Source organism: Ligilactobacillus sp. WC1T17 (assembly GCA_900110005.1).
Classification (GTDB): domain Bacteria; phylum Bacillota; class Bacilli; order Lactobacillales; family Lactobacillaceae; genus Ligilactobacillus; species Ligilactobacillus ruminis_A.
Genome location: FOCC01000005.1, coordinates 73,633 through 85,678, shown reverse-complemented (window position 1 = coordinate 85,678; position 12,046 = coordinate 73,633). Strand labels below are relative to the sequence as shown.

Sequence of the window (12,046 nt, the reverse complement as noted above, 5' to 3'; positions counted from 1 at the left end):
TTAATTCTGAAAAAAGGATATGCTATTAATGGTTATTACAAGAACACTATTATATAAGTATTAGGAGAAAATTATGCTACCACAAATTTCACAACGCTTTTCACGTGATATGACAGGCTTAAAAAATTTATTTGCTTTATCAGAAAGAAAAGATGCAATTTCTTTTGCTGGCGGCTATCCGGCCAAAGAGCTCTTTTCTAAAGCTGCTTTAGATCAAGCCTTTAAAGCACGGACAAGCCAAAGTTTAGCTGATTTTTACCAATATTCATCAGCCTTAGGCTACCTGCCTTTACGACAAAAATTAGCTCAAAGAGCTAAAAAAGCCGGAATTAATTGTCAAGCTGATAACATCATGTTAACGCAAGGAGCGCAACAGGCCATAAGTTTATTAGCTGATTTATATCTAGATGAAGGCGACTGTATGGCTGTAGAAGCTCCGACGTATATCGGCGCTTTAGAAGCCTTTCAAAGTCGCAAACCGCATTTTCTTGAAGTAGAAATGCAAGCTGACGGACTTGATTTGGATCAATTAGAAGCTATTTGCCAAAGCTATCCTTTAAAATTAGTCTACACCATTCCTGACTTTCAAAATCCTACCGGCATTTGTATGTCGCTTAAAAAAAGGCAACGGTTAGCGCAAATGGCTGCTGAATATGGCTTTTTAGTGATAGAAGATGATCCTTACCGCGACTTAAGATACCAAGGTGAGAGTCTGCCTAGCATTAAAAGTTTTGATCAAAAGGGCAATGTGGTCTTTTTAGGAAGCTTTTCCAAAATTTTAGCTCCAGCCCTACGGACAGGCTGGATGATAGCTGACCCCCAAATAATCGGTTTAGCGCGCGATTTACGGCTGGCTTATGATTGCAATCCTTCTAATATTATTGGACAAGCCATTGATGAATATTTAACACACAATGATTTAGAAGCTCATATTGCTAAGATTAATCATTTTTACCAGCAAAGATTGCAGCTGATGCTGACCTGTTTAAAACAGGAATTTCCAGCCGAATGTCATTTTACCAAACCAAAAGGAGGCTTTTTTATCTGGGTTACTTTGCCTAAAGAGTATCGGGCACAAGACTTGCTTACTTCAGCTTCAGAAGTAACTTTTGTTGAAGGATCGGAACTTTTTGTTGTAAGCCATCAAGCTAATGGATTCCGGCTTAATTTTACCGGTGTCAACGAAGCTCAGATTAAAAAGGGTTGCCGGCTATTGGGGCAGGCTTTAAAAAAAATGTTGCGCCAGCAGGTTGTTAACATTTAACTTTTTTGAGATAGCAATTCTTCGCTTTTTCGATTATAATTACTTTGTAGATGAAATGGACAAGATAGAGGAGCCGATAAAAAAATGCAAGAAAATGCAGGAATTAAGCTGTTTTCACTCAACTCCAACCCGCAATTAGCCAGCAAAGTAGCTGATACTATGGGAGTTGAATTGTGTGATGCGTCAGTTAAGCACTTTAGTGATGGAGAAATTCAAATTAACATTAACGAAAGTGTTCGTGGCGATGATGTTTTCATTTTGCAATCAATTTCTGACCCTGTAAATGAAAATTTCATGGAATTAATGGTAATGATGGATGCATTAAGAAGAGCCAGCGCTGGTTCAATCAATGCGGTTATTCCATATTACGGTTATGCTAGAGCCGACCGGAAGGCACGCAGCCGGGAACCAATCACAGCTAAATTAATTGCCAACTTTATTTCTTTAGCTGGAGCTGACCGGGTAGTAACGTTAGATCTGCATGCGGGGCAATTGCAAGGCTTTTTCAATATTCCTGTAGATCATTTAAAGGCAATTTATGCGCAAGCCGACTACTTTAAGCAAAATGGGGTGGCCGATGATGTTGTCGTTGTGGCTCCGGACCATAATGGTGTTAAAGCAGCGCGCAACCTGGCTGAATTGTTGAAGGCTCCGATTGCGATTGTCGATAAGCGCGACAAAGCCCGGGTAGAACAAGCTGAAATTATTGGCGAAGTAGCGGGTCACAAGTGCATTGTCTTTGATGACATGATTGATACCGGGGGCAAGATGGTTGATGCTGCAGCTGCTTTACATGCTGCTGGAGCCACAGACGTTTACGCTTGTGCAACCCACCCTATCTTCTCCGGTAATGCGGTGCAAGAATTGCAGGCTTCACAATACAAGGAAGTTGTTGTGACAGATACAATTGCGATTCCTGAAGCTAAACAATTTGATAAACTGAGCGTTATTTCCGTGGCACCAATCTTTGCGAAGGCTATTTCACGGATTTATCACAACCAATCAGTTGATATTTTATTTGATAAAAATGATAGTATTTAAAAAAAGGCTGCGGCAGCAGCCTTTTTTATTTTTTGATTTTCTTAATAAAAAATGATAAAATGGTGTTAATTTAATTTAATTTGATTTGGAGGAAGATAATAATGTCAGAAGATTTGACCTTAAAAGATTTAGCTTCATTTGAAGAAGCCTACCAACAAACACCGCTAGCCAATGTATTGGCACGCACTGTGCAAGAAAATGGCGTGGTTAAAGCCAGCAAAAATTATGCTGCTAAGAAAAACCACGACCGGACTTTCTCTATTGAAGTAAAGACCGGCAAGATTACCAACCAAAAGAAGAGTGGTCGCTGCTGGTTATTTGCGACATTAAATGTTTTGCGTCAGCAAGTCGCTGATAAGCTCAAAGTAAAAGACTTTGAATTTTCGCAAAACTATGATTCCTTCTATGATCGTTTGGAAAAAACGAATTTCTATTATGAAAAAATGATTGAATTGGCTGATCGCCCTAATGATGATCGTGAATACCTCTTTTACCTTGACTGGGGCAACAGTGATGGCGGCCAATTTGCCAATGGGGCTGCTTTAATTGAAAAATATGGGTTAGTGCCTAAGAGTGTGATGCCTGAAACTTATACCAGTGAACATACCGCTGAATTAAATGATGTTTTGAATTTGAAGCTCAAAAAAGATACCGTAACTTTGCGGCAAATGCATCAAGACGGTGCTTCAGATGAAGAATTGCGGACATTCAAGAAAGAACAAATGAAAGATGTTTACCGGATGCTGGTTTACGCTTTTGGTCAGCCACCGGTTGAATTTGATTTTGAATATCGGGATGATGACAATAACTACCACATTGACCGGCATTTAACACCTAAAGACTTCTTGGAAAAATACGTAGACTTCAAAGCTGAAGATTATACTTCTTTAGTTGATGCGCCTGACCATGAGCTGGGCGGACACTTTAATATGCCTAGTCAAGAATATATTTTCAATGGACCTAAGGTTGACTTTTTAACCGTTGCCACTAAAGAATTAAAAGATGCTGTGATTGCACAACTAAAAGACGGCAAGGCTGTTTGGTTTGGCTGTGATGTTTTGAAAGATATGGACCGTAAAGAAGGTATTTTGGACACAGAATACTTTAAGCAAGATGAACTTTTTGGTTTAGACCTTGCTTTGGATAAAAAGAAGCGCCTCGAATCCAGAGAAGCTGCTTGCTCACATGCCATGGCCTTTACCGGAGTTGATTTGGTCGAAGGAAAGCCAACAAAATGGAAAGTTGAAAATTCCTGGGGTGATGAAAACGGCGATAAAGGCTACTTCATCATGACTGATGCTTGGTTTGATGCTTATGTCTACGAAATCATTGTGGATAAGAAGTACCTGACAAAGGCTCAACAAGAAATTGCTGCTAAAGCTGTTAAGCCGTTGGCCCCATGGGATTCATTAGCATAAGAAATGATTTAAGCCGGAATTTTTCCGGCTTTTTTTGTGGTGTTGGTAAAGCGGCAAAGTTTGTCGCTTTACCATGTTATAATTAAGCTAAATTAAAAGGGGGCTAGCTGATGAGCTTAGGTTTTATTTTAGGAACAGCTGCTAAAGACCATCAAACAGCTGCATTTGAACAATTAAGACAATGGATGGCTTCGCATCCGGACGGTAAAATTTATTACTTAGTGCCTAACCATATTAAATTTGAACAAGAAGTTAAAGCTTTGACCTATTTGCAGAAGCGCTTAACACCAGATGAAGCACTTTTTAGTCAAAGTAATTTTCAAGTTTTGTCCTTTACCCGTTTAGCCTGGTATTTTATGCAAGATACCAAGGCTTACCAACAGCCACGGTTAACGGCAGCCGGCAGCAGTATGATTTTATATCATATCTTGCATGAAAATAAGGAGCAGCTGACGGTCTATCGCGGTCAGGAAAGTCAAATGGGCTTCATCGAAAAATTAACCCGGCAGCTGCAGGAATTGGCGCAAAATGCGCTTTTACCTGATGATTTAGTACAAATGGCGGCTAATTTGGACACTGCTAACAGTTCACAAGCGCTGCTCAAAGAAAAACTGCATGATTTAGCTTTGGTTTACCGCGAATATAGCCAATACATCCAGGGAAAATATTTGGATCAAAATGATATTTTGACTAGTTTAGCAGCTTTTTTAAACACAAAAGATTTAACTAACAGCTTCTTTTTAGTGAGCGGTTTTAGAACCTTTACACGCAAAGAAATGGATGTTATCACCAGTCTATGCCAAAAGGCGGCTGAAGTTAAAGTTGACTTGATTTTAGACCGGCCAGCTTTTGAGGCGCCGCAAATGGATGATTTGTTCTATCAGCCAGCCAATGTTTATTACAATCTGTGCCAGATGGCTAAGCAAAAGCAGGTTAAAATCTTAGTTGATAGTTATGCCAAAGCTGACCGGACTAATGAAGACCTCAAACATTTGGAAAGCTTTTGGATTGAATCAGAGCGAAGTTTAGCGGACTTGGCGCCGGAAAAATTGGTTGCTGACGGAATCGAATTATATCAGTTGCATACCAGACAAGAAGAATTGACGTTGATTGCCAGCAAGATTAGGCAAATGGTTAAGGAAAAAGGTTATCGTTATAATGACTTTTTGTTACTTACCAGACACTTAGGTGCTTATCGCAATATGCTTAAGCCCATCTTTAAAAAGGCGCAGATTCCTATTTTTATTGACCTTGAAAAAAAGGTTTCAGACCATCCTTTGGTGGAATTTTTAGATGCTTTATTTGAAATTGACCGGCGTAATTTCCGCTATCAAGATTTGATGCGCCTGCTTAAAACCGAGCTTTTCTTGCCCCGTGATCAAGAAAATAACTTTATTTCGGCTGCCCGTTTCCGCTCGTTATTAGATAAAACGGAGAATATTATTTTGCGCAACGGTTATGAAGGTAAAAAGGCCTGGACTAAAGAAGACTGGGTTTACTACCGATTTGGTGATTTTGATTTAGGAACGCAAACCTCAAAAGAACAGCAATTAACCCAAGAAATTAACGTGATTCGCCGGTTAATCAGTGATAGTCTGCCGCCCTTTTTTGAAAAAATGAAAAAAGCGGCTAATGGGCGGCAAGCCAGCCAAATTTTAGTTGAATTTTTAGTTAAAATCGGCCTATGTGAGCAGTTGGAAAAGTGGCAAAGACAGGCACTAGAAGAAGGTGATCTGCAGGCCTCCCAAAGACCGGCAGAAGTGTGGAATCTTTTTTGCCAGATGCTGGATGAGTTTGTGGAAAATCTGGGTGAAGAAACCTTTAAAGCGCAAGAATTTATCAAATTATTGGATGCTGGTTTTGCTAAGGCAACTTACCGCCGTGTGCCGACCGCAATCGATGGCGTGGCTGTTTCAGAAACGGGTATGGTGCAGTCGCGCGATAAAAAAGTCGTCTTTATGCTGGGAGCTACAGATATGGTAATGCCCGACCGCATCCAAAATACGACTTTGTTGACGGATAGAGACCGCGAATTAATGGATGGCAAAGGCGAATTATTATTGTCTCAGGCCAATACAGGCCACATTTTAGCCTTTGAGCCTTATTTAAATTATTTGGCTTTCTTAGCTCCAACCGCAAAATTAATCTTCACTTATCCACAGAGTTCAGACGATGGGACTTTGCAGCTATCACCTTATGTGGAGCGGATTAAGCAGCATTTTAATTTAGTTGAACAAAAATTGACGCCTAAAGACTTGCAAGTCACCGTTGACTTAGCCTTGCCAGCTTTGGTAGCAGCCCAAAGGAAAAGTCTCGATGATTCCAATGCTTTGCCGGAAGTATGGCGAAATGGTTATCAAATTTTGGCAGCTATAGCACCAACCAAGACTAAACGGGCTTTAGCAGGGTTAAAATATCAAAATATTCCGGTACAATTAACCAAAGAAAATGCCAAGGCTTTATATGGTGAAGAATTAAATACATCGATTTCAAAATTGGAGACATTTTATCAAAATCCTTATGAATACTTTTTGCGGTATGGCCTGCGCTTAAAAGAAAGAGATGTTTTTGCTATCAATCCCGCCGACAAGGGCAGTTATTTCCACGATATCGCCGATCAGGTCTTTAAGCAGTTAATCGCTCAAAAAATCAGCTTAAAAGATATTTCCAAGGAAAATTTTGATGATTTGATTGCTGATGTTGCGCTTGGCGTAGCTGAGAAACCGCAATATGCGATTTTAAAGAGCTCAAATAAGATGAAATTTATCGCTAGTCGGCTTAACCGGCGGGTTAAAAATACCCTGCAGGTGATTAAAGACCAGCGCAGCTATAGCCAGTTAAAGACCATTAGAACAGAAACCTTCTTTGGCCAAATCGGCCAGACGCAAGGGCTAAAAGGGTTAGATTGGGTGACAGAATTAGGTAATCGGGTACGGGTACGTGGAAGAATTGACCGCATCGATCAAATCGACACATCCCAGGGCTCATATCTAGGCATTGTCGATTATAAGTCTAGTCCCAAAGATTTCAATTATGTCCAAGCATACTACGGGTTGGCCCTACAGCTGATGGCTTATCTGGCCTGCTTAAAGCAAGACAAAGAGCAGTTGCTGGATAAAAAGGCTAAAATTGCCGGTGCCTGCTACCTGGAATTTACGGATAAACCGCTTAAAGCAGAAAATGTGCGAAAAGACGGCTTAGAAAAAGCGCGGTTTAAAGATAATAAATACAAAGGTTTATTGGTCAATGATGAGGCGTTGTTATCACAGTTGGATGCAGATTTAGATAACGGTTATTCGAATATGTATCCGATATACCTCAAAAAAGACGGCAGTTATACTAATAAAGAACATAAATTGCTGACGGCTGAAGAAATTGACTTGCTGCTGGAACACAGCCGCTTATTGATTGAAAAAGCCTGCGATATGATCTATGCCGGGCGCATTGACTTATTCCCTTATAAAGATTCGCAAAATAATGGCTTGACTTATTCACCATATCCAGCCATTATGCAATTTGATGCGATGCTGCCTGAAAATAACTATTTCATCATTCCAACCTTGGGTGCCAAAGACATCCTGGAAAAAATAAAAGCTGAACAGGAGGGTAAATAATGGATTTTACGCTATCGCAACAAAGAGCCATCAAGGCTGAAGGGCACAACATTTTAGTTTCAGCTTCAGCCGGCTCAGGCAAGACCAGCGTGTTGACGGAGCGGGTTTTGCAAAAGCTTAGAGGTCAAACGGATAGCCATCGTTTAAGTGAAATTGATCGTTTATTAATTTTGACCTTCACAGAAGCCGCCGCCAAGGAAATGAAGGAGCGGATTCAGCAAAAAATCCGCGCAGCGATTAAAACAGAAAATGTTGCTGCCATCAAAAAGCATCTTTTGACCCAGCAGCTTAAGTTAGGCACAGCCGATATTTCAACTATTGACTCTTTTTGCCTAAAATTTGTGCAGACCTATTACTACAAGGCTAAAATTGATCCTGGGTTTTCAATTTTAGCTGATTCAACCCAAGCTGAAATGCTGCGCGAACAGGTGTGGGATAGTTTAAGCGAAGAATTATACGGTTCTGATGCCGGTTTTTTGGACTTAGCTGCTAATTTCTTTGGCAAAACAGATGAGCAAAAGCTTTATGAATTAGTCATGAAAACTTATGATTTTGCCAACGTTAACCCTAATCCCCAGGCCTGGCTGCAAAATTTAGCGTCTAATTACCACCTTGAAGACGATGACTTCAGCCAAAGCAGCTTTTTTAAGGAAAAATACCGCCCGCTGCTGCTGCAAAAATTGAGGCAGGTTTTGGTCAAATTAGACCAGGCCTTTAACCTGATGTTAGACCCTGAAAACGAGACTATGATGTTCTTTGCTGATTTTTTAGCAGAAGAAAGAGCACAGGTCAAGCTGATCGAACAGACGCTGTCAACCGGCAAATATGAAGAAATTAGGCAGGCACTTGCTGGTTTTACAGCAGAAAAGTGGCCAAATAAAAGCAAAGGATTATCCGAAGCACAAAAAGCTTTGAAAAAGCAAGCCAAAGACCTGCGCGATCAAGCTAAAAAGCAGCTTGAAGATTGTCAGCAGTGCGTGCAAACCGACGAAGCGACATTAACAACCATGTTTTTTGCTTCGGAAAAGTTGGTCAACAAGTTAGGCGAGGTGGTTCAGAAATTCTCTGAGCGATATCAAGCTGAGAAGTTACGGCGACAACTGCTTGAATTTAACGATTTAGAGCACTATACGTATGATATTTTGGCGCAAAATAAGGATATCAGAGCTGATTTAAGGGCGCGCTATGACGAAATTATGGTGGACGAATATCAGGATACTAATAAATTGCAGGAAAGCATCTTGCAGCTCTTTGCCAAGGAAGAACCCGGCAATATGTTTATGGTTGGGGATGTTAAACAATCGATTTATCAATTTCGCTTGGCTGATCCAACCTTGTTTCTAGAAAAATATGCGCGCTATGCTGACGACACGCAAAGCGGTGAGCGCATTATCCTCAAGGAAAATTTCCGGTCAGTTGCTAATGTTGCCCAAGTCACCAATTTAATTTTCAGCCAAATTATGGACCAAGAAATTGGCGAGATTGCCTACGATGACAATGCCCAACTAGTTTACGGTTCCAGCGACTATCCAACTGATGATAAGAGCAAAGCAGCGTTCAAAGCACAAGTTATGCTGTATTACCAAGATAGCTCTACAAAGGCAACGCAGCCTTTAAAGATGCGCTGGGAAAACCAAGAACCGATGCAAGCTGATTTCACAATTGATAGCAAAGCCCAAGGCGAAATGATGATGGTAGCACAAAAAATTAAGCAGATGCAAGCAGAAGGCTACCAAATTTATGACCGTAAATTGCAAACGATGCGGCCTGTTAAATATAGCGATTTTGCCATTTTGTCGCAAACAAGAAACAGCCACTTGATTTTAGCCGGCGAATTGGAAAAGCGTGGGATTCCTTATCATGTACAAAAGGCGGAAAATTACTTTAAGACCACCGAAATCAGCCTTATGCTTTCGCTGCTTGAAGTCATTGATAATCCGCGCCAGGATATTCCTTTGGTGGCAGTTTTGCGGTCACCGTTAGTCGGATTAAATGAAAATGAGTTGGCCTTGTTGCGGATTAATGACCGCAGCGGTGATTTTTATCAGGCCTTGCAGACCTTTATTGGCAAAAAAGCAAATCAAAGCTCAAATCCGGCTGTTTATGAAAAAGTAACCCATTTTTTAGACCAGTTAACCCGCTTTAGAACCAAAGCGCGGCAAAACGACTTAGCAGATTTAATCTGGGATATTTATGAAGAAACGGGCTTTTTGGAATATGTCACTGGTATGCCGGGAGGACGGCAACGGGCTTTGAACCTGCATGCCTTGTATGACCGGGCCGCAAGTTATGAAAAGTCGAGCTTTAAAGGGTTGTTCCAGTTTATTTATTTCATCAAAAAGATGCAGGAAAAAGATGATGACCTAGCAAGTGTCGTCGATCAAAGCGGAGAAGATCAGGTGCAAATCATGACGATCCATGCCAGCAAGGGTCTGCAGTTCCCAATTGTCTTTTTGATTGATATGAATCATGGTTTCAATAAGCAAGATCAAAAAAATGCTTACCTGTTAAGTGAGACCGATGGCATTGGAATTGATTGGGTTGATGAAGAGCATAATATCAAATATGAAACACCAGTTAAATTAGTGGTTAAAAAAGCCAGCGACCGCCAATTAGCGGCAGAAAAGATGCGGCTTTTATATGTGGCTATCACGCGGGCTGAACAGGTATTGGTGTTGACAGCCAGCTATGATGACCAAGCCAAAGCCCAAAAAGTATGGGAGAAAGCGCAAGCAAGTACAGACTTGTTATTAAATGATGATGTGCGTGAGCAAAATGACAATTTTATGGCATGGGTTTTGCCGGCTTTAGCTAGAACGAAGGCTTTTACGAAAACCGCTTGGACCTTGCCGGAATTGGATGAAAAATTTAAGGCTGATATTACGCTTACTGAAGTTAATCAAGCTGATTTAAAAGACCAGGAAACTCCTGATACGGGTGCAATTGAGGCTTGGCTTGACCAACAGTTGGCGCAACCGGCAGATGTTAAAGATGCTGAGGCGGTAAAAGAGATGTTGCTATATAAATATCCGCATGAAGCCTTAACGAAAACGGCTGCTTACCAGTCAGTGTCTGAAATCAAAACGTTATTTGCTGATCCAGACCAGCTCGAAATGTCGGCGTTGGATTTGCAAGACGTTTTAGAGGATAAAAAAGCGCACCGCTTCAGCCAAAAGTTGGGTTTGCCCAACTTCATGACAGCTGAACAAAAAGTCACTGGAGCGCAAATCGGGACGGCGACGCACTTGATTTTTAAATTGCTTGATTTGTCACAAAAACCTACTTCAAAAAGGATTGAGGCTCAGATTGAAGCATGTGTCGCTAACCAGCTGATTACGCCGCAAGTAGCTGCTAAAATGAGTGTGGATAAAATTTTGCACTTTTATGACAGCGCCTTGGGGCAGGATGTGTTGCAGCATCAAGCAACACTTAAGCGTGAACAGCCATTTTCAATGCTTTTGCCGGCTAATATGATTTTTAATGAGATTCAAGAAGATGATCCTATCTTAATTCACGGGATTGTGGATGGCTATTTTGAAACTGATAATGGTTTTGTGTTATTTGATTATAAAACTGATCAAAATCCGCTGGAAGATATCAAGAAAAAGTATGCAGGACAGCTGCGCCTTTATGAAAAGGCCTTGCAGTATATCTTAAAGATTCCGGCTCAAGGAAAATATCTTTATTCTCTAAGCCACGGTGAAATAATTGAGGTTGACTAATGAAATGGGTTAAAAAGATAGGTTTTGTATTTGTATTGCTAATAGGGTTGAGTTTAGTTTTTAATCAGCAGCTAAAAAACAGTTTGATTCATTTTGATGCCCAGCGGGCTAATCAAACTAAATTAGGACAGCCTAAGATTAAAGCTGATTATAATTTCGCTAATGTTGAGGCGCTAGATACGCTAGCTGTGTTAAAAGCTTCATTAACCAAGCAAAATGCGCAGGCTAAATTGGCGATACCGGCCGTACACTTAAAATTGCCGGTTTTTAACGGGCTTAATAATGAATATTTAGCTGCCGGTGCGGGCATGATGAAGCCAAAGCAAAAACTAGGCCGGAAAAATTATGCTTTAGCTGGCCATCATCTCCAAAATGAACGGTTATTATTTGGACCTTTGGCTAAATTAGAAACCACCGCTAACGTTTATCTGACTGATGGCCAAAAATTGTATTGTTATCAAGTAATTAAAAAGGTTGTGGTTGACAGAAGTCAAAGCCAGTATTTAAACGATGTTAAAGGTCAAAAACTTTTAACGCTGGTAACTTGTGCTTCAGGTCGGGTTAATGAAAAACGGCGGCTGATCATTCAAGCTAAATTCATCAAAGAAACAACACTCACCCAAAAAGGTGCTAAAATGTTTCAATAAAGTTAAAGGCAGCGATTAAAGGTCGTTTCCTTTTTTATGAAACAAACAATATTTTCATATGAAAATGATAATAATTTTCAAAAATATTGATATAATTTATGGCAAGTTATTGGTACTAATTATCGTAAAATAAGCATCTTACGTGTAAAATGAGTCTTTAAAAGGCATATTAAGCGTTTTAAAACGAACGAAAGCTTGTGAAAATGTTATAAAAGTATGAAATTTTCATGTAAACCGTTTTCTTTTAGTCTGTATCTGTTATAATAGTATTTGCAAATTGTTATTTGGTATACGAAAGTGAGGAATAAGGAATGGATGGACTCAAGAAGTTAGCCTGGGG

The 12,046-nt window shown here is 40.3% G+C and carries 6 protein-coding genes; all 6 read left to right on the top strand.

What is annotated here, in order from left to right:
- Window positions 1–73 precede the first annotated feature (73 nt).
- The 6 genes from BMX26_RS04410 to BMX26_RS04385 all read left to right on the top strand — a co-directional run bounded on the left by BMX26_RS04410 (window position 74) and on the right by BMX26_RS04385 (window position 11,706).
- Window positions 74–1,264 (top strand): PLP-dependent aminotransferase family protein, encoded by a 1,191-nt coding sequence (locus tag BMX26_RS04410; protein ID WP_075530250.1) that lies wholly within the window; start codon window positions 74–76, stop codon window positions 1,262–1,264.
- 84 nt (window positions 1,265–1,348) lie between these two features.
- Entirely contained in the window at window positions 1,349–2,305 is a 957-nt protein-coding gene (locus BMX26_RS04405) for a ribose-phosphate diphosphokinase (RefSeq protein WP_075530249.1), read from the top strand.
- A gap of 101 nt (window positions 2,306–2,406) precedes the next feature.
- The gene (locus tag BMX26_RS04400; RefSeq protein ID WP_075530248.1) at window positions 2,407–3,723 is read left to right on the top strand and encodes an aminopeptidase C; all 1,317 of its coding nucleotides are present in this window, start codon (window positions 2,407–2,409) and stop codon (window positions 3,721–3,723) included.
- Between the two features lie 110 nt (window positions 3,724–3,833).
- Window positions 3,834–7,337, top strand: coding sequence for a PD-(D/E)XK nuclease family protein (locus tag BMX26_RS04395; protein ID WP_075530247.1), 3,504 nt, complete (start codon window positions 3,834–3,836; stop codon window positions 7,335–7,337).
- Entirely contained in the window at window positions 7,337–11,059 is a 3,723-nt protein-coding gene (addA, locus tag BMX26_RS04390; RefSeq protein ID WP_075530246.1) for a helicase-exonuclease AddAB subunit AddA, read from the top strand. Before BMX26_RS04395 ends, addA begins: the two co-directional genes overlap by 1 nt.
- Window positions 11,059–11,706: a class A sortase gene (locus tag BMX26_RS04385; protein ID WP_075530245.1), complete on the top strand. Its 648-nt coding sequence runs from the start codon at window positions 11,059–11,061 to the stop codon at window positions 11,704–11,706. The genes addA and BMX26_RS04385 overlap by 1 nt, the downstream gene beginning before the upstream one ends.
- Window positions 11,707–12,046 lie beyond the last annotated feature (340 nt).

Coding starts and splice junctions, on each gene's coding strand:
- BMX26_RS04395 (WP_075530247.1), top strand. CDS start 3,834: ATGAGCTTAGGTTTTATTTTAGGAACAGCTGCTAAAGACCATCAAACA.
- BMX26_RS04405 (WP_075530249.1), top strand. CDS start 1,349: ATGCAAGAAAATGCAGGAATTAAGCTGTTTTCACTCAACTCCAACCCG.
- BMX26_RS04385 (WP_075530245.1), top strand. CDS start 11,059: ATGAAATGGGTTAAAAAGATAGGTTTTGTATTTGTATTGCTAATAGGG.
- BMX26_RS04410 (WP_075530250.1), top strand. CDS start 74: ATGCTACCACAAATTTCACAACGCTTTTCACGTGATATGACAGGCTTA.
- addA (WP_075530246.1), top strand. CDS start 7,337: ATGGATTTTACGCTATCGCAACAAAGAGCCATCAAGGCTGAAGGGCAC.
- BMX26_RS04400 (WP_075530248.1), top strand. CDS start 2,407: ATGTCAGAAGATTTGACCTTAAAAGATTTAGCTTCATTTGAAGAAGCC.